Consider the following 17983-nt stretch of genomic DNA (forward strand, 5'->3'; position numbering starts at 1 on the left):
AGAGTAAGGCTTCTTCCTTACCATACGTTATAAGCTTATTTATCTGCTGTGGGTGCCTTTACGTCTTAATATCCCTGCAACATGTTTTAAAATGCCTACTCGTCTTTTTTGCGTATGCGGCGTGCTACAAAAGTGAAAATACAAACAACGTAAGTTGAATGCGCACTAAGAAATATTTTGCTGTGTAATTAACTGAAAACTACCAAGATAAAAGGTTTGAATAGCTTTCAGCAGAACTTCCATGTTGTGCTTTCTTGTTACAAATCACATCAATTTTTTATAATTCTGCCGCTTTTGTGACGACGCGAGCGATTTACCTCACAAATGTTACAAAAAGGTAGCTTTATCTTGTCAAAAAGTAGGGTTTTCTTTATCATTTCCCTCCAATAAATAGAACTAAATTCATTATTTGTTAGCCATGCTCTTATAAGCGGAATAATAACGATCCAAAGGGAGCAAATGGGAGAATGTTTGGATGAGCAACGCGCCTTTAAATAACGGTCGCAGGCGTTTTCTAACCGCTACAACGGCAGTTGTTGGTGGGTTAGGGGCTGTCGCCGTCGCCGTGCCTTTTATCAAATCATGGAATCCGAGTGCTAAAGCCAAAGCGGCAGGTGCACCGGTGGAAGTGGATATAAGTAAAATTGAACCAGGTCAGCTGGTTCGTGTCGAGTGGCAGGGGAAACCTGTATGGATTGTTCGCCGCACTCAAAGCGTTCTAGATAACTTAAAAACGATCGGCGATAAGCTTCGTGATCCGCAATCTGAAATGGAACAGCAGCCTGAGTACGCTCAGAATGAGTTTCGTTCGATTAAGGAAGAGTTTTTTGTCGCTGTTGGTTTCTGTACTCACCTAGGTTGTTCACCAACCTATCTACCAGACTCTTTCTCAGAGCAGGTCCAGGGCGTAAGATCTGGCTTCTTCTGTCCTTGTCATGGTTCTAAGTTCGATATGGCTGGTCGAGTGTTCCAAGGGGTACCTGCTCCATTGAACCTTGTCGTTCCTAAGCACATGTATTTGAGCGACACCAAGCTCATTGTGGGTGTTGATGAGGGGGATGCATAATGCAAGCAATGTTAGACTGGGTTGAAAAGCGTATTCCTGCAATGAATGCTTATAAAAAGCATTTGTCTGAATACCCAATGCCTAAGAACTTCAACTTTTGGTACCTTTTCGGTTCTCTGGCGATGCTGGTTCTGGTTAACCAAATCCTAACGGGTATTTGGCTAACGATGAACTACGTTCCTTCTGGTGACGGTGCGTTTGCTTCTATCGAGTACATCATGCGTGATGTAGAGTACGGTTGGCTTCTACGTTACATGCACTCAACTGGCGCATCTGCTTTTTTCGTTGTTGTGTACTTGCACATGTTCCGTGGCTTGATCTACGGCTCATACCAAAAACCTCGTGAACTACTGTGGATCTTCGGTATGTTGATCTTCCTCGTTCTAATGGCTGAAGCATTCATGGGTTACCTACTGCCATGGGGTCAGATGTCATACTGGGGTGCGCAGGTAATCATTTCTTTGTTTGGTGCGATTCCTGTTATCGGTGATGACCTAACGCTTTGGATCCGTGGTGACTACATCATCTCTGGTGCAACGTTAAACCGTTTCTTCGCACTACACGTTATTGCACTGCCTATCGTTCTGCTTCTTCTTGTGGTTCTGCACGTATTGGCGCTGCACGAAGTCGGCTCAAACAACCCTGATGGTATTGAAACTAAGCTACCAAAAGGTTCAATGGGCGATGATTACAAGACACAGTTCAAGTTCCACGATTACTACACGAAGAAATACGACATTATCGACTCTATTCCTTTCCACCCATACGGTACGGTTAAGGACTTAGTTGGTGTGGCTGGTTTCTTGTTCTTCTTCTGTTACGTGCTGTTCTTTAACCCAGAAATGGGAGGATACTTCCTTGAACCGCCTAACTTTGAAGCGGCCAACCCACTGAAGACACCAGAGCACATTGCTCCTGTATGGTACTTCACGCCGTTTTACGCAATCTTACGTGCGGTTCCAGACAAACTATTAGGTGTTATCCTAATGGGTGCGTCAATTGCAGTGCTGTTTGTTCTACCTTGGTTGGATCGTTGTAAAGTTCGTTCATACCGTTACCGTAGCAAACTTCATCTGTTGAATATTGTACAGTTCACTATCGCCTTTATCGCTCTGGGTATTTTAGGTGCGTTACCTGCAACACCAACGTACACACTACTATCTCAGATCTTTAGCTTGTGTTACTTCATGTTCTTTGTGTTGCTGTTCTTCTACAGCAAAAATGAAGCAACCAAACCATTACCAGAGAGGGTGACATTCAAATGAAGAAGTGGATTGTAATTCTATTTGCTATGTTGCCATCACTAGCGATGGCAGCGGGGGCTAACGTTCCGCTTGATAAAGCGAATGTTGACCTAACGGATAAAGCTTCGCTACAAAACGGTGCGAAGTTGTTCATGAACTACTGTTTTGCTTGTCACTCAACGCAGTATCAGCGTTATGAGCGTGTAGCAACAGACTTGGAAATTCCAACAGACTTAATGAAAGAAAACCTGATTTTCAATCCTGAAGCGAAAATCGGTGATCTAATGGTCAACGCAATGCCACCGAAGCAAGCGGCAAATTGGTTTGGTGCTCCACCACCAGATCTTACGTTGGTTGCACGAGTTCGTGGTGCTGATTGGTTATACACTTACTTACGCTCTTTCTATGTTGATCCATCTCGTCCATTCGGCGTGAACAACATTGTCTTCCCGAGTGTTGGTATGCCACATGTGCTCGAAGAGCTACAAGGTATCCCGACGCCGATTTACGATACGAAAATCGTAGATGGCGAAGAAGTACAAGTTGTTGTTGGTACTGAAACAGACGGTACGGGTGAGCTGAGCGAAGGCGAATACGACAAAGCGGTTGGCGATCTAGTGAACTTCTTGGTTTATTCAGGTGACCCAGTGCAGCTTGAGCGTCATGCTTTAGGTTGGTGGGTAATGGGCTTCTTAGTGCTTCTAACCATCATTGTCGTGATGCTCAAGAAAGAGTATTGGCGCGATGTGCATTAATTGTGCTAAAATACCCTGCTAATTCCCAATTTTAATTGATGTACAATGGAGGCTTAGCCTCCATTGTTTTTATTTGTAAGTGTACTGGAGGGCTCCATGGCTGTAGCTGCCAATAAACGTTCTGTGATGACTCTTTTCTCAAGTGCATCAGATTTGTATAGCCATCAGGTTCGCATTGTACTAGCTGAAAAAGGCGTAAGTGTTGAAGTTGAGCTTGTTGACGAAGCAAACCTTCCTGCTGAGCTTGTTGAGCTAAACCCATATAAATCAGTGCCAACTCTTGTTGACCGTGAGCTAGCTCTTTACGATTCAAAAATCATCATGGAGTACTTGGATGAGCGTTTCCCTCATCCACCTCTAATGCCGGTTTACCCTGTTGCTCGTGGCAACAGCCGCTTGATGATGTACCGTATCGAACGCAACTGGTATTCACTCGCTGAAAAAGTGATGAAAGGTAATGCGGAAGAATCAGAAAAAGCACGCACAAAGTTGCGTAATGATCTTCTGACATTAGCGCCAATTTTTGCTGAATATGAGTACTTCATGAGCGAAGAATTCAGCTTGATCGACTGTTACCTAGCTCCATTATTGTGGCGTTTGCCTCAACTTGGTATCGATCTGGTTGGCCCTGGTTCAAAAGAAATCAAGGTGTACATGAACCGCGTATTTGAACGTGATTCGTTCCTTGCTTCCCTAACTGAAGCTGAACGTGAAATGCGCCTAGTTCGCTAAGCGATTTTAAACACGTTATGGATATTGCAAAAATGACTGCTCGCCGTCCGTATATGCTTCGTGCATTTTACGATTGGCTAGTAGACAATGACTTGACTCCTCACTTGGTGGTGGATGCAACGATGCCGGGCGTACGTGTACCGGTTGAGTTTATTCAAGATGGTCAAATTATTTTGAATATTGCACCACGTGCGGTGGGTAATCTTGAGTTAGGTAATGATGCGATTACCTTCCATGCTCGCTTTAGCGGCCGTCCGCACTCAGTAATTGTGCCGGTGTATGCTGTCCAAGCTATTTATGCGCGTGAGAATGGTGCTGGTACTATGTTTGAACCAGAAGAAGCGTACACTCACATCGAAGAAGAAGCGATGACCGAGGAAGAATCATCCCCATCGTTTACAACGGTTAGCGATGAGCCTTCTGAGTTAGCCTCTGATTCGGATGCAGAAGAGGACGATGCTCCTCGACCAAAAGGCAAACCAAGCTTAAGAGTGATTAAATAATAAAAAAGCAGCGTAACGCTGCTTTTTTTTCTTTTTAGTGTCTTGACGTGTTTTCAAGTGATGTTTCGCAATTACTCACTGATCGTAAATGCTTCGACGTTGGCTTCATTTTCCGCGTTTGTCTCACTTTCTATTGTTTGTACACCGTCACTCGGTAAGTCCACTTCAACAGGTTCCATTTCGCCATATTGGAACCCTTTAATGACTTGTTTTACGCCTGAGATATTACGCGCGATTTCTGTCGCTCGCTCGCCTTGCTCTGGTGTGATATAACCAAACAGAAAAACGTCGCCGTCTTCGGTGATCACTTTAACCTTAACGCCATTGAGTTCAGAGTCGGTCAGCAAGGCTGATTTTACTTTGGTTGTGATCCAACTGTCGTTGCTAATTTGAGTGACAGTGAGTGGCTCTTTTTGTTTGATTTGATTGTGTATGACTTTCACACCACTAACTTCTCGAGCTCTTCGCTCTAAAGCATGGATAAGGTCTTGCGTTGGAGCCTGACCCATAAGAACAACCGTACCGTTATAGGAGCTGGCAACCACACGAACCTCACCTTTAAACGGCGCCTTATTACCGATCGCCGCAACTTCGAATTCGATGTTGTTGTCCTGCCAAATTTGTTTTGTACTGCGTGTGTCCGTGACAATATTTGCTGTGGTTGCAGCGCCAGCGATAAACAAGCCAGCGCAACCACTTAAACTCAATGCTGTTAATAAGATAACGAGGCTACGTATCATAATTCTGACCCTCAGTCTTGGTTACTCTTCATGAGCAGGGAAAAGCACCTGGTCAATAAGGTCACAAAGACAATGGAGTGTCACCATATGTACTTCGTGAATACGTGCAGTGCGGTGTGATGGAATGCGAATTTCGACGTCGTTCTCACCAAGCAGTCCTGCCATCTCACCGCCATCTTTGCCTGTTAGCGCGATAATCGTCATGTCTCGAGTTACGGCCGCTTCCATCGCTTTGATAATATTTTTGCTGTTACCGCTAGTCGACATGGCAAGCAGAATGTCGCCTGGCTGGCCAAACGCTCGTACCTGTTTTGAGAAAATTTCCTGGTAGTGGTAGTCGTTTGCGACAGCGGTCAGGGTTGTATTATCGGCTGTTAAGGCCATTGCAGGCAGGCTAGGGCGCTCAGTTTCAAAACGGTTTAAAAGACAAGAAACAAATTGTTGAGCGTTTGAAGCACTGCCGCCATTACCACAACATAAAATTTTGTTGCCATTGAGCAAGCTTGAGACCATCGCTTGGGCCGCGTGAGTAATGGCATCGGGCAGCGCCTCTGCTGCTGCGATTTGAATTTGAATACTTTCTGTAAAGCTGTCTTTAATGCTGTCTAGCATCGCTTATCCTTCAGAGATTGCGTTTTCTATCCAGTTGATATCTCGCCCATTGTCATGAATAGCGATGACATCAAACCGATAATCGATATTGTGTTTTAAGCGCTTTTGTTGGCTAAGCCAAACTTGTGCAGTTTTGATTAGCTTGCGCATTTTTGCGTGCGTTACCATTTCTGCTGCTGAGCCAAAGTGATCGTTCTTACGATATTTGACTTCAACAAACACAATAGTTTCACCTTGTTGGAAGATTAAATCAATCTCACCGACCTTGGTCAGGAAATTTTGTTCAATAAAGCGCAAGCCCTGGCGTTGCAAATAGTGCTTCGCCAGAGCTTCATATTGATTTCCGATTTGGCGCTTACTAAAGAGCCCCACGCTCAGCCCAGCTCAATTCACGCTGTACAACACAGTTGTTGTCGATACTTAAAATACCGGTTTGGCCACCGACTGAGTAACCAGGAACGACCTTCATTTGTGGAAGTTCACCGATCAATTTATATGCATCCATACCGAGTGCTTTCAAACGTTTTTCCATGTTAGATTGCTCTGACCAAAGCTCGTTCATTTCAGCGGTCACGCTAGGATCTGGGTCAATCAGCAATGGAATGTCGCTGTAGATGATGCCTGTTAGATCTTCGTATGTCGCGCCGCCACTGTTGCTACGCGAACTAGAGAAGATTTGTGGTGCTTTCGCATCAGGGTTAATCGCTACTTCGATAAACGGCTTGATCAAAGTCAGCTCAGTGCTTCTAGCTACGATATAAACCGCATCAACATCACGACGGCTACGTGGCTGTGTTTCAAGCTTAATTCGCATTAATGATTGCATTTGGGCGATACGCTGCTTGCTCTCTTGCAGGCCAAATACTTCATTGATGTCTTTTTGAAGTTGGCGCTTGTCACCAAAGTAACTTGCTGCGACTTTGTTAGAGCTGTACTTTCGCCATTCTTTGTTGAAAGCCTCAGTTACACGCTCTCCAAAGCTGCCTTTTGGTGCAAGAATAAGAGGGAAGTTGTAGCCTTCGCTGAACAAGTGTTTTGCAGCTTGTGCGGCTTCTTGTTCCGGTGATAATGCCAAGTAGCAAATATTGCTATCTGGTTGCACATCCTCGGGGATATTTAGCGCAAGGGCTGGAATGGTAGGGCCATTTGCTGAGCCATCCATGGTTGTGTGCAACAACTCCACGTTCTCTTTTTCTAGAGGGCCAACAACAAAATCGATGTTTTCATTGATCAAGCGTTGTTTAATTTGGTCAGCGTTATACGCATTGGTGTCAATCACCGTAAGTGTTGCACTAGGATCTCGATTACGATCATTCATCATCGCAAACACAAAACCATCACGAATTAATTGCGCTTGTGGCGAGAACTTACCCGTCAGCGGCAGCAATAAAGCAGTATTGTTTGGCTTCACGATATCAAGAGAGAGAATGTTTTGAATCTCTTCTGGTGTATAGATAGCAGCAGGGTGCGAAGGGTTTTCGCTTAACCAGCGCTCTAGCGTATTTTTAAGTTGGGACAGGTTGCCCGATAGCGTTTTTGCATAAACAGCCAGCTGAAGCCAGCCGTCTAGAACATCCTCATTCGGCTCTGTTTCTAATGAGGTGAGTTCATATTCTGAGTAGCTGCCAAAGTTCATCCAAATACGGCTAGAGATTTCCCTCTGCTCTGCTGACGAGGCGTATTGACCAAATGCAACCAGCTGGCGGTTTGCTTCAAACGCTTGGTTGAGGCCTTGATAAGCGTCGGCACGCATCAAGTAATAGTCTTTCCATTGCTCGTTTGGCAATTTCCACCAAGGTTTAAAGTTTAACAATTGCAGCAACTGCGAGTAATTACCTTGCTTTTGCTGTATGGTCGCACGCGCCAGTTGCCACTCCGCTTGCTGAACTTCGGTCAACTGTTGTCGAGCCAGACGTTTGATCAACAGTTCTGCTTGATCAAACTGGTTCGCTTGAATAGCGGCTTTGGTTGCCATGATCAACCAGTCATTTTGTAAACTGCCTTCCGTGCTATCAGCTTGGATCATATAGTTCTGAACAGACTGAGTAGGCTCAAGTGTTACATCAACGCCATCAGGCTGTCTTGGACCTGAAGAACAGGCGGCGAGCGTAATTGCTAGTGCAACAGGAGTAAGTATGCGTGGTACACTGAGTCTCTTATGGTTAATCATTGCCGTGAGTTCTCTATAATTTTGTACAAAATTGTCTCTATATTAATCGTTGAAGTGATGGTAAACAAATGACAGATAAAAATAAGTTGCCGAATGAGGGGCCAACTCTCTATATCGTACCGACTCCAATCGGAAATTTAGCGGATATCACCCAACGTGCTATCGAAATTCTGTCGACGGTGGACATCATTGCTGCTGAGGATACTCGACATACGGGTAAATTACTGTCTCACTTCAATATTCAAACCAAAACTTTTGCTCTGCATGATCACAATGAACAGCAAAAAGCACAGGTTTTGGTAGAAAAGCTGCTTTCCGGTCAGTCTATCGCGTTAGTTTCTGACGCTGGTACGCCACTTATCAGCGACCCAGGATACCATTTGGTGACAAAATGTCGTCAAGCGGGCGTTAGAGTTGTGCCGCTTCCTGGTGCTTGCGCGGTCATTACGGCGTTAAGTGCATCAGGCTTGCCATCCGATCGCTTTAGCTTCGAAGGCTTTTTACCACCGAAAAGCAAAGGCCGTAAGGATAAATTCCTAGAGATTGCTTCGGTAGAGCGTACGTGTATTTTTTACGAGTCACCGCACCGTATTTTGGACTCTCTACAAGACATGTTAGACGTTCTTGGCCCAGATAGAGAAGTCGTGTTGGCGAGAGAACTAACGAAAACCTTTGAAACCATTCAAGGTATGCCATTAGGTGAGTTAATTGAGTGGGTGAAAAGTGACGATAACCAACAGCGTGGCGAAATGGTATTATTGGTACATGGTCACCGCGAAACCGCGGACGATTCATTGCCAGATGATGCCTTGCGTACATTAGGGATTTTAACCAAAGAGCTGCCTTTGAAAAAAGCAGCGGCTTTGGTGGCAGAAATTCATAACTTGAAGAAGAATGCGTTGTATAAGTGGGGCTTAGAAAACTTAGACTAAGCACTGCTAACGAGAAACATTGCAAAGCGGGTCGATGTGAAAATATCGGCCTTTTTTAGGCTCAATGTTTGATGGTTAGGTTAAAAAAGCACCACTCAATGCATTCATTTCATCATATCTGTGATCTCACTAGACTCTGAGTGGATAACTCTATACAATCCGCCCTCGGAGTTGACTGGGTAGTCGCTGCTTTACTGATGTCCTTCGGGAGACTGACGTTGAAGTCCTTTGGGAGACTGACGTTGACGTCCTTCGGGAGACTGGTAAAGGGGAGGAAAGTCCGGGCTCCATAGAGCAGGGTGCCAGGTAACGCCTGGGGGGCGCAAGCCTACGACAAGTGCAGCAGAGAGAAGACCGCCGATGGCCCTAGGGCACAGGTAAGGGTGAAAGGGTGCGGTAAGAGCGCACCGGACGACTAGCAATAGTTCGTTGCAGGGTAAACTCCACCCGGAGCAAGACCAAATAGGCCTCCACATTGCGTTGCTCGCGTAAGGAGGCGGGTAGGTTGCTTGAGCCAGTGAGCGATTGCTGGCCTAGACGAATGGCTACCGCCGCGCAAGCGGAACAGAACCCGGCTTATGTGTCGACTCCAACTATTCGAGACCCATCACTACTTTTTGTAGTGATGGGTTTTTTGCATTTTATTGACGCAAACCCTGTCATTACCAATAAACTTGGCGTTAAATCACGTCTGACTTTAGACTTGAGGTGGCGATGATGTGGGAAATCAGTACACTATGGTAGGTTGATCTTTTGCTATAAATATTCAGCATGAGAGAGCAACGTATCTTAAAATCGCTTCAAGATCATTCAACGAGAAAGCTATGACCGAAACCTTCCAACATATTTCCGTGTTATTAAATGAATCCATTGATGGCTTAGCTATCAAACCAGACGGTATCTATATCGATGGAACATTTGGCCGTGGCGGTCACAGCCGGACTATTCTATCTAAACTCGGCGAAAACGGTCGACTGTACAGTATCGATCGTGACCCTCAAGCGATAGCTGAAGCAGGCAAAATCAATGATCCTCGCTTCACCATCATTCATGGTCCATTTTCTGGTATTGCTGAGTATGCTGAAGAGTATGACTTGGTTGGCAAAGTTGATGGCGTTCTACTGGATTTAGGTGTTTCTTCTCCACAGTTAGACGACGCAGAGCGTGGCTTTAGCTTTATGAAAGACGGCCCGCTAGATATGCGTATGGACCCAACATCAGGTATTCCCGTATCTCAATGGCTAATGGAAGCTGACTTAGATGATATTACTTGGGTGATTCGTGAGTTTGGTGAAGACAAACACGCGCGCCGTATTGCCAAAGCGATTGTTGCCTACCGTGAAGACGAAGAAAATGAACCACTGGTACGTACTGGCCAGCTCGCGAAGCTGATCTCAGATGCTGCACCCAAAAGCTTTAAAGAGAAAAAACACCCTGCGACTCGTGCGTTCCAGGCATTTCGTATTTACATCAACAGTGAGTTAGAAGAAATTGATACGGCACTAAAAGGCGCGGCAAGTATTCTGGCTCCTGAAGGTCGTTTATCTGTCATCAGTTTCCACTCTCTGGAAGACCGTATGGTCAAACGTTTTATCCGTAAAGAGAGCAAAGGACCTGAAGTGCCACATGGCATTCCAATGACTGAAGAGCAAATTCGTGCTCTTGGTAGTGCGAATATGAAAGCGGTGAGCAAAGCGATTAAGCCAAGCAAACAAGAAATTGAAATGAACCCTCGTTCGCGCAGCTCTGTGCTAAGAATTGCAGAAAAGCTTTAATTATTATGACGAAACCCACTCCTAACCTTGCTAAGTTGATTGCAACGGATCTTATCACCGTTGGTCGCTGGCCATTACTGTTGTTGCTATTGATCGTGGCATCGGCAATGGGAGTGGTATTTGCTACCCACCATGCGCGCCAAGCGATCACCGAAAAAGATCACACTTTGGTTGAACGAGAGCGTTTAGATAGCGAATGGCGCAACCTGATGTTGGAAGAAACGGCCCTCGCGGAGCACAGTCGTGTTCAAGACCTTGCCAAAAAAGAACTTGAAATGAAACGACCTGATGGCGATAAAGAAGTGGTTGTCACGCTCAAATGATTAGAAAGAAAACCAACACGAAACCAAGCAACAAGCGTAAACCTGTCGCGAAAGAAAAAAACGCTTCGGGGGATACGAAAACCGAGAAAAAAGCAGTGAAAGTGGAGGTTGAAGAATCCTTTCTGATTCGTTGGCGCTTCCATCTATTACTGTTTTTTGTCTTTTGTGCATTTGCACTTTTGGTGGCGCGTGTAGCCTATATTCAAATCATTGAACCGGATAACCTGATTAAACAAGGTGATCTACGCTCGGTTCGTGTGAAATCCATTCCTTCTGCACGCGGTATTATTTCGGACCGAAATGGTGAGCCGCTCGCTGTCAGTGTGCCTGTTGAGGCCGTTTGGGCGGATCCCGCGACGATATTTAAAGAAAATGCCTTAAGCCAGACCAAGAGTTGGTATGCATTAGCGGATGTTCTTGGTGTTGACCGACAAGGGTTGATAGACAAGATCAAGCACAATGAAAAGCGCCGCTTTATTTACTTGCAGCGCCAAGTGAGTCCAGCCATGGCGAACTATATTCGTGAGCTAAAGCTGCCTGGTGTGGGTCTTAAGTCAGAATCTCGTCGTTACTATCCTGCCGGTGAGGTTAGTGCTCACTTAGTTGGGGTGACGGGGATTGATGGGCATGGTCTAGAGGGTGTTGAGCGTAGCTACGATGAGTGGCTTACTGGCGCCGCAGGTAAGAAAACCATTCGTAAAGACCGTTATGGTCGCGTCGTAGAAAACATTGCCTGGCAAGACAAGCAAGAAGGTAAGTCACTCCAGTTGACAATCGACCAGCGCCTACAGGCGATTGCTTATCGTGCGATTAAACAAGCCGTTGCGGACCATCGCGCCACGTCAGGCTCCGTTGTTATGTTGGACGTGAAAACCGGCGCCGTATTGGCCATGGTGAATGCGCCTTCCTACAACCCTAACAATCGTAGCGATTGGCAAAGCTATAAAATGCGTAACCGAGTGATCACGGACTCGATGGAGCCAGGCTCCACCATTAAGCCTTTCGTTATTTTAGCCGCCTTAGAAAATGGGATAGCCGATAAAGATACCATCGTAGATACCGGTAATGGTGTCCTACGTTTAGGTGGTAGTCGAGTCAGAGATGTCTCTCGCGTAGGCAAAGCGAGCTTGACCACGATCCTTAAAAAGTCGAGTAATATCGGTGTGACGAAGCTAGCAATGCAAATGCCGGTAGAGGCGCTTCTTGGGCTGTACAGTTCAGTGGGTTTTGGTGAGCTTTCTGGCCTAAACCTAGTTGGGGAAGTGACGGGTATTTTTCCTACACGAACTCGTTGGTCGCCAATTGAGCGCGCCACGATTGCGTTTGGTTATGGTCTATCAATTACACCAATCCAGCTAGCCCATGCTTATGCGACGCTTGGAAACCTTGGCAAATACGAGCCTATTCATATTATCGAAAGCAATGATCATGACATGTCACGTCAAGTGGTGAGTGCGAAGTATGCGCGTCAAGTATTAGACATGTTGGAAACCGTAACTCAAAAAGGGGGCTCGGCTCGCAGAGCGGCAGTTCCTGGTTATCGAGTGGGAGCGAAAACAGGTACATCACGTAAAGCTTCTGCTGGTGGGTACAGCGACGAGTACATCACCTACACGGCTGGGCTTGCTCCGGTTAGCGATCCGCGAATTGCTTTGGTGGTGATCGTAAACGAGCCTCAAGGTGATGACTACTATGGTGGTTCGGTAGCGTCTCCTGTCTTCTCTGAAATCATGAAAGGCGCGCTGCAAATACTCAATGTTGCACCTGACGAAAACAAATTCCAACAGTAAGCCCTGTGGTTTACTGAGCAAACAAAATTAAGAAAACCTGAGCCAAAGCTCGGAGAACAAATATGACTAAAGCCATCAGTATGGACGTGCTGCTTTCCCCTTGGGTGGATTGCCCTAGCTTATCGTCCGTTCTTGTTTCTGAATTGGAGCTCGACAGCCGAAGAGTTCAACCTGGAACCACGTTTGTAGCAGTGATTGGCCATGTTGTGGATGGGCGTAAATTCATTGCCTCTGCCATTGAGCAAGGCGCCAATGCGGTTCTAGCGCAAGCCTGCGATGTCAAAACACATGGTACGGTGGAAATCATTGATGATGTTCCCGTCATTTACATCGATAGGTTGGACCAACGTTTATCCGCAATTGCTGGAAAGCTCTATGCTTACCCTGATATGGATTTGATTGGTGTCACCGGCACCAACGGCAAAACCACCATTACCCAGTTAATAGCGCAATGGCTAGAACTGCTTGACCATAAAGCGGCGGTAATGGGAACAACAGGAAATGGCTTCCTCAATAACTTGCAACAAGCTGCGAATACAACGGGGAATGCCGTTGAAATTCAGAAAACGCTCTCCTCTCTCGCAAATCAACAAGCCACATACACCGCGCTAGAAGTATCTTCCCATGGCCTGACGCAAGGTCGTGTCAAAGCACTATCATTTGCGGCGGGCGTGTTTACTAACTTAAGTCGTGACCACTTAGATTATCATGGCACGATGGAAGAGTATGCCAATGCAAAGCTTGGGTTGTTCACGCAACACCAATGTGAACGTGCCATTATCAATGTTGATGATGAAGTCGGTCATCAATGGGCGTCGCAGTTAAGTAATGCGATCGCTGTTTCGCTCAAGCCGAACACTGAATTTGAAAGCGCAATTTGGGCGACGGAAGTCAGTTACGCAGAGTCAGGGATTACTATTAAGTTCGATGGTAAATTTGGCTCAGGTGAATTGCACGCGCCTTTGATTGGTGAGTTTAATGCAACCAACTTAATGCTTGCTTTTGCGACCTTATTAAGCTTAGGTAAAGAGAAACAAGCGTTACTCGAAACTGCAGGTCAACTGCAACCTGTACTCGGCCGAATGGAGTTATTCCAAACTGAGGATCGTGCCAAAGTCGTGGTCGATTATGCTCATACTCCTGATGCTTTAGAAAAAGCGCTGCAAGCTTTACGAGTTCATTGTGAAGGCCAGCTGTGGGCTATTTTTGGCTGCGGTGGCGATCGCGATGCAGGTAAACGCCCGATGATGGCGGAAATTGCAGAGCGACTAGGTGATAGAGTGGTGCTGACTGACGACAATCCACGCAGCGAAGATCCGGTTCAGATTGTGAAAGACATGTTAGCTGGGCTGTCAAAACCTGCTGAAGCGATTGTTCAGCATGACCGCTTCAAAGCACTGTCTTATGCCATTGAAAATGCTTCGCCAAACGACATTATCTTGTTAGCTGGAAAGGGCCATGAAGATTATCAGATTCGTAATGGCGAAACGATTCTTTACTCCGACCGCGATTCCGCAATGCAACTTTTAGGATTGACCTCATGATCAAAGTAACGTTATCTCAAATTGCAGACATCACTCGTGGTGAGCGATTCGACGACGATCTACTTATTGACGCGGTTTCTACTGATACACGAACGATTGATCGTGGGGCTCTATTTGTGGCGTTAGTAGGGGAGCGCTTTGATGCGCACAACTTTTGCCAACAAGCGGTAGATGCAGGTGCCGGTGCTTTACTCGTAGAAAAACGCTTAGATGTGAATGTGCCGCAAATTGTGGTGTCGGATACCAAACTTGCATTGGGTGAGTTTGCTTCTTGGGTGCATCAAGCATGCAAAACACCTACCGTTGCCATCACCGGAAGTTGCGGTAAAACGACCGTAAAAGAAATGGTTGCGAGTATCCTGCAATTGAAAGGCAAAGTGTTATTCACGGCGGGTAACTTCAATAATGATATTGGTGTTCCGTTGACATTATTGCGCTCACAGCAGGATGACGATTATGCCGTGATTGAGCTTGGTGCTAATCATATAGGTGAAATTGCTTACACGACTCAGTTAGTAAAACCAGATATCGCGTTAGTGAACAATGTAGCCGCCGCTCACCTTGAAGGCTTTGGTTCTATTGATGGCGTGAAACAAGCCAAAGGTGAAATTTACCAAGGTCTTGCTGCAGGTAGTATTGCGATTGTCAATTTAGACAGCAATGGCGAAACAAAGTGGGAAAGCGTGCTGGCGGATAAGGAAGTTATCACCTTCTCACAAAGTAATTCTGCGGCTGATTACTATGCATCAAATATCGTGATGAATGCCGCGGGAGAGGCCAGCTTTAACCTACATATCGCAGCAAGCTCACAAGAAATTGAACTGTCTCTGGGTATTATAGGTCAACACAACGTGGCGAATGCAATCGCTGCTTCTATTATTGCGTTACAAATGGGCGCCACATTAGAAGAGGTTCGCGCTGGCCTTAAACATTTAAACAAAGTGAAAGGTCGCGTCGAGGTTGAAGCGCTGAGCGAAAAAATCAAATTGATTGATGACAGCTACAACGCAAGCGTGCCAGCCATGAAAGCGGCGGTTGACTTATTGGCTGCTTTCCCAGGTCAGCGCTGGCTGATTTTAGGTAATATGGCGGAATTGGGCGAGGAAAGTCTTGCACTTCATCGTCAAGTCGGGGAACATGCTGCCCCACAAAAATTTGAACATGTTCTCACATATGGTGCAGACGCCAAGGTGATCAGTGAGCTTTGCCAAGGCATTCATTTTGAGACGCACCAAGAGATGATTGAATACATCAAGCAGCATCTAGACCAAGCCGTTCCTGAAAACCATACGATTTTGGTGAAAGGAGCGAACGGTGCACGTATGTTTGAAGTCGCTGCTGCTTTGAAGGAGTATTATTAATGATTATTTGGCTTGCCGAGCTGCTACAGCCATACCTGTCTTTTTTCCGATTGTTTGAATACTTGTCTTTTCGAGCAATTCTAAGCGTATTAACCGCTCTGGGTCTGTCATTATGGATGGGACCAATCATGATCAAGCGTTTGCAAATGCTGCAAATTGGTCAGGTAGTACGTAACGAAGGTCCTGAATCTCACTTTAGTAAGCGTGGTACTCCAACGATGGGCGGTATCATGATCTTAGCGGCCATCTCAATCACAATCTTGCTTTGGACTGACTTATCCAACCCATATGTATGGGCGGTATTGACGGTCTTGCTTGGCTACGGTGCAGTCGGATTTGTTGATGATTATCGTAAAGTGGTGCGCAAAAATACCGATGGTTTGATCGCGCGTTGGAAGTACTTCTGGCAGTCGTTGATCGCGTTTGTCGTGGCTTTTGCATTGTACGCTTACGGTAAAGACACTGCAGCCACTCAGCTCGTGGTGCCATTCTTTAAAGACATCATGCCGCAACTTGGTTTGATGTACATTATCCTGACTTACTTTGTGATTGTCGGTACGAGTAACGCGGTTAACCTGACCGATGGTCTAGACGGTTTGGCAATCATGCCAACGGTTCTTGTTGCTGCAGGCTTCGCGGTTATTGCATGGGCGACGGGTAACGTTAACTTCTCTGAATACCTTCATATTCCATACCTACCACATGCTTCTGAGTTGGTTGTCGTATGTACAGCAATCGTCGGTGCAGGCCTTGGTTTCTTGTGGTTTAACACGTATCCAGCACAAGTGTTCATGGGTGATGTGGGCTCACTAGCGCTTGGCGGTGCATTAGGCACCATTGCTGTTCTCGTTCGCCAAGAGTTGGTGTTGGTGATCATGGGCGGTGTATTTGTGATGGAAACGCTGTCGGTAATTCTACAGGTGGGTTCATACAAACTGCGTGGTCAGCGGATCTTCCGTATGGCACCGATTCACCACCACTACGAATTGAAAGGTTGGCCAGAACCGCGCGTAATCGTGCGCTTCTGGATTATTTCTATGGTTCTTGTTCTGATTGGTCTTGCGACATTGAAAGTGCGTTAATCGCACTTTCCAAGAACAAGATTTACAGTGTGATCAAATATGGAACGTTGGCAAAACATACATAGTGTTGTCGTCGTAGGGCTCGGTATTACCGGGCTCTCTGTCGTTAAACACCTAAGAAAAAATCAGCCACAGCTTGTGGTCAAAGTCATTGATACTCGCGTAAACCCTCCGGGGGCAGAGCGCTTGCCGGAAGATGTTCAACTGCATAGTGGTGGTTGGAATACAGACTGGCTTTCTCACGCTGATCTTATCGTGACCAACCCTGGTATTGCGCTAGCGACACCAGAGATCCAAGCCGTATTGGAAAAAGGCACGACAGTAGTTGGTGATATTGAGTTATTCGCCTGGGCGGTGCAGAAGCCTGTGATTGCGATTACGGGCTCAAACGGTAAGAGCACTGTCACCGATCTCACAGGCGTGATGGCCAAGGCCGCGGGTTTGGATGTTGGCGTTGGCGGCAATATCGGCGTTCCTGCCTTGGATTTACTAGAACATGACGCAGACCTATATGTGCTTGAACTCTCAAGCTTCCAGTTGGAAACAACGTCAAGCTTAAAGCTCAAAGCCGCTGCGTTTCTGAATCTTTCTGAAGATCATATGGACCGTTATCAAGGCATGTCTGACTATCGACAAGCCAAGTTGCGTATTTTTGATCATGCTGATCTCGCGGTAGTGAACCGTGATGAGCAAGAAACCTTCCCTGATGCAGAGATGCCATTGGTGACATTTGGCTGCGACAATCAGGACTTTGGTCTCGAGGTGGATGGCAATCGCACTTGGCTGCTCGATCACGGTCAACGAGTCGTCGCAAGTGATGAGCTTAAGTTGGTTGGTAAACACAACTTATCCAATGCATTGGTCGTTTTAGCGCTCTTAAAGGCTGCGGGCGTTGATTATCACAACGCATTGAATGCACTTAAAAATTACACGGGACTGACACACCGATGCCAGGTGGTTGCGGATAATCAAGGCGTAAAATGGGTGAATGACTCTAAAGCAACTAATATTGCGAGCACTATGGCTGCGCTATCTGGTTTGGAGTCGACAGGTAAGCTCTACTTGCTCGTTGGTGGTGTTGGCAAAGGTGCTGACTTCTCGCCATTAAAACCGATCTTCGCAACGCTTAACTTGCAACTGTGCTGCTTTGGCGCTGATGGCGATGACTTTATGCCACTGCATGAATCTGCAATACGTTTCGACACCATGGAAGATGTGATTCAACAAGTATCTTCGCAGTTAAAACCAGGCGATATGGTGATGCTGTCTCCAGCATGTGCTAGCTTTGATCAATTCGACAACTTTATGGCAAGAGGCGATGTCTTCGCTGCTCTTGCTCAGAAATATGCATAAT

General features: G+C 46.1%; 17 protein-coding genes and 1 other RNA gene. 14 read left to right on the top strand and 4 right to left on the bottom strand.

Annotation, left to right across the window (positions count from 1 at the left end):
• Positions 1-475: 475 nt before the first annotated feature.
• The 5 genes from petA (at position 476) to sspB (ending at position 4300) form a co-directional block, all read left to right on the top strand.
• Positions 476-1066, top strand: coding sequence for a ubiquinol-cytochrome c reductase iron-sulfur subunit (gene petA, locus B7360_RS04285; protein WP_005396462.1), 591 nt, complete (start codon positions 476-478; stop codon positions 1064-1066).
• The gene (locus B7360_RS04290; RefSeq protein ID WP_005372880.1) at positions 1066-2331 is read left to right on the top strand and encodes a cytochrome bc complex cytochrome b subunit; all 1266 of its coding nucleotides are present in this window, start codon (positions 1066-1068) and stop codon (positions 2329-2331) included. The genes petA and B7360_RS04290 overlap by 1 nt, the downstream gene beginning before the upstream one ends.
• Positions 2328-3065, top strand: coding sequence for a cytochrome c1 (locus tag B7360_RS04295; protein ID WP_005396460.1), 738 nt, complete (start codon positions 2328-2330; stop codon positions 3063-3065). The genes B7360_RS04290 and B7360_RS04295 overlap by 4 nt, the downstream gene beginning before the upstream one ends.
• A gap of 96 nt (positions 3066-3161) precedes the next feature.
• Complete coding sequence (gene sspA / locus B7360_RS04300; protein WP_005372897.1) at positions 3162-3797, top strand: stringent starvation protein SspA; 636 nt, start codon at positions 3162-3164, stop codon at positions 3795-3797.
• Positions 3798-3814: 17 nt separating this feature from the next.
• The gene (gene sspB, locus B7360_RS04305) at positions 3815-4300 is read left to right on the top strand and encodes a ClpXP protease specificity-enhancing factor (protein ID WP_031780550.1); all 486 of its coding nucleotides are present in this window, start codon (positions 3815-3817) and stop codon (positions 4298-4300) included.
• 71 nt (positions 4301-4371) lie between these two features.
• Here sspB and B7360_RS04310 read toward each other — a convergent pair whose 3' ends face one another.
• The 4 genes from B7360_RS04310 to B7360_RS04325 are packed head-to-tail and all read right to left on the bottom strand — an operon-like array spanning position 4372 to position 7822.
• Positions 4372-5040, bottom strand: coding sequence for a BON domain-containing protein (locus tag B7360_RS04310; RefSeq protein WP_085342797.1), 669 nt, complete (start codon positions 5038-5040; stop codon positions 4372-4374).
• A gap of 21 nt (positions 5041-5061) precedes the next feature.
• The gene (locus tag B7360_RS04315; RefSeq protein ID WP_005372901.1) at positions 5062-5652 is read right to left on the bottom strand and encodes a phosphoheptose isomerase; all 591 of its coding nucleotides are present in this window, start codon (positions 5650-5652) and stop codon (positions 5062-5064) included.
• A gap of 3 nt (positions 5653-5655) precedes the next feature.
• The gene (locus B7360_RS04320) at positions 5656-6024 is read right to left on the bottom strand and encodes a YraN family protein (protein WP_012842156.1); all 369 of its coding nucleotides are present in this window, start codon (positions 6022-6024) and stop codon (positions 5656-5658) included.
• Entirely contained in the window at positions 6011-7822 is a 1812-nt protein-coding gene (locus B7360_RS04325) for a penicillin-binding protein activator (RefSeq protein ID WP_048626628.1), read from the bottom strand. The genes B7360_RS04320 and B7360_RS04325 overlap by 14 nt, the downstream gene beginning before the upstream one ends.
• 68 nt (positions 7823-7890) lie before the next feature.
• Between B7360_RS04325 and rsmI the strand changes: the two genes are divergently transcribed.
• From rsmI to murD, 9 genes are all read left to right on the top strand, one after another.
• On the top strand, positions 7891-8754 hold the full coding sequence (gene rsmI / locus B7360_RS04330) for a 16S rRNA (cytidine(1402)-2'-O)-methyltransferase (RefSeq protein WP_005396454.1): 864 nt from the start codon (positions 7891-7893) through the stop codon (positions 8752-8754).
• 167 nt (positions 8755-8921) lie between these two features.
• An RNA gene (rnpB, locus tag B7360_RS04335) (RNase P RNA component class A) lies at positions 8922-9349 on the top strand.
• A gap of 229 nt (positions 9350-9578) precedes the next feature.
• Positions 9579-10529 (top strand): 16S rRNA (cytosine(1402)-N(4))-methyltransferase RsmH, encoded by a 951-nt coding sequence (gene rsmH, locus B7360_RS04340; RefSeq protein ID WP_006743238.1) that lies wholly within the window; start codon positions 9579-9581, stop codon positions 10527-10529.
• Between the two features lie 5 nt (positions 10530-10534).
• Positions 10535-10852 carry a cell division protein FtsL gene (gene ftsL, locus B7360_RS04345; RefSeq protein WP_012842154.1) on the top strand — a complete coding sequence of 106 codons (318 nt, stop codon included), beginning with the start codon at positions 10535-10537 and terminating at the stop codon, positions 10850-10852.
• Complete coding sequence (locus B7360_RS04350) at positions 10849-12642, top strand: penicillin-binding transpeptidase domain-containing protein (RefSeq protein WP_101911790.1); 1794 nt, start codon at positions 10849-10851, stop codon at positions 12640-12642. Before ftsL ends, B7360_RS04350 begins: the two co-directional genes overlap by 4 nt.
• Positions 12643-12704: 62 nt before the next feature.
• Complete coding sequence (gene murE / locus B7360_RS04355; RefSeq protein WP_085342798.1) at positions 12705-14186, top strand: UDP-N-acetylmuramoyl-L-alanyl-D-glutamate--2,6-diaminopimelate ligase; 1482 nt, start codon at positions 12705-12707, stop codon at positions 14184-14186.
• Positions 14183-15547 carry a UDP-N-acetylmuramoyl-tripeptide--D-alanyl-D-alanine ligase gene (gene murF, locus B7360_RS04360; RefSeq protein WP_085342799.1) on the top strand — a complete coding sequence of 455 codons (1365 nt, stop codon included), beginning with the start codon at positions 14183-14185 and terminating at the stop codon, positions 15545-15547. Before murE ends, murF begins: the two co-directional genes overlap by 4 nt.
• Positions 15547-16629 (top strand): phospho-N-acetylmuramoyl-pentapeptide-transferase, encoded by a 1083-nt coding sequence (mraY, locus tag B7360_RS04365; protein ID WP_005372931.1) that lies wholly within the window; start codon positions 15547-15549, stop codon positions 16627-16629. Before murF ends, mraY begins: the two co-directional genes overlap by 1 nt.
• Positions 16630-16668: 39 nt before the next feature.
• The gene (gene murD / locus B7360_RS04370) at positions 16669-17982 is read left to right on the top strand and encodes a UDP-N-acetylmuramoyl-L-alanine--D-glutamate ligase (protein ID WP_085342800.1); all 1314 of its coding nucleotides are present in this window, start codon (positions 16669-16671) and stop codon (positions 17980-17982) included.
• Position 17983: the final 1 nt, after the last annotated feature.

The organism is Vibrio sp. ArtGut-C1, from assembly GCF_002105475.1.
GTDB lineage: Bacteria > Pseudomonadota > Gammaproteobacteria > Enterobacterales > Vibrionaceae > Vibrio > Vibrio diabolicus.

Coding starts and splice junctions, on each gene's coding strand:
- petA (WP_005396462.1), top strand. CDS start 476: ATGAGCAACGCGCCTTTAAATAACGGTCGCAGGCGTTTTCTAACCGCT.
- B7360_RS04290 (WP_005372880.1), top strand. CDS start 1,066: ATGCAAGCAATGTTAGACTGGGTTGAAAAGCGTATTCCTGCAATGAAT.
- B7360_RS04295 (WP_005396460.1), top strand. CDS start 2,328: ATGAAGAAGTGGATTGTAATTCTATTTGCTATGTTGCCATCACTAGCG.
- sspA (WP_005372897.1), top strand. CDS start 3,162: ATGGCTGTAGCTGCCAATAAACGTTCTGTGATGACTCTTTTCTCAAGT.
- sspB (WP_031780550.1), top strand. CDS start 3,815: ATGGATATTGCAAAAATGACTGCTCGCCGTCCGTATATGCTTCGTGCA.
- B7360_RS04310 (WP_085342797.1), bottom strand. CDS start 5,040: ATGATACGTAGCCTCGTTATCTTATTAACAGCATTGAGTTTAAGTGGT.
- B7360_RS04315 (WP_005372901.1), bottom strand. CDS start 5,652: ATGCTAGACAGCATTAAAGACAGCTTTACAGAAAGTATTCAAATTCAA.
- B7360_RS04325 (WP_048626628.1), bottom strand. CDS start 7,822: ATGATTAACCATAAGAGACTCAGTGTACCACGCATACTTACTCCTGTT.
- rsmI (WP_005396454.1), top strand. CDS start 7,891: ATGACAGATAAAAATAAGTTGCCGAATGAGGGGCCAACTCTCTATATC.
- rsmH (WP_006743238.1), top strand. CDS start 9,579: ATGACCGAAACCTTCCAACATATTTCCGTGTTATTAAATGAATCCATT.
- ftsL (WP_012842154.1), top strand. CDS start 10,535: ATGACGAAACCCACTCCTAACCTTGCTAAGTTGATTGCAACGGATCTT.
- B7360_RS04350 (WP_101911790.1), top strand. CDS start 10,849: ATGATTAGAAAGAAAACCAACACGAAACCAAGCAACAAGCGTAAACCT.
- murE (WP_085342798.1), top strand. CDS start 12,705: ATGACTAAAGCCATCAGTATGGACGTGCTGCTTTCCCCTTGGGTGGAT.
- murF (WP_085342799.1), top strand. CDS start 14,183: ATGATCAAAGTAACGTTATCTCAAATTGCAGACATCACTCGTGGTGAG.
- mraY (WP_005372931.1), top strand. CDS start 15,547: ATGATTATTTGGCTTGCCGAGCTGCTACAGCCATACCTGTCTTTTTTC.
- murD (WP_085342800.1), top strand. CDS start 16,669: ATGGAACGTTGGCAAAACATACATAGTGTTGTCGTCGTAGGGCTCGGT.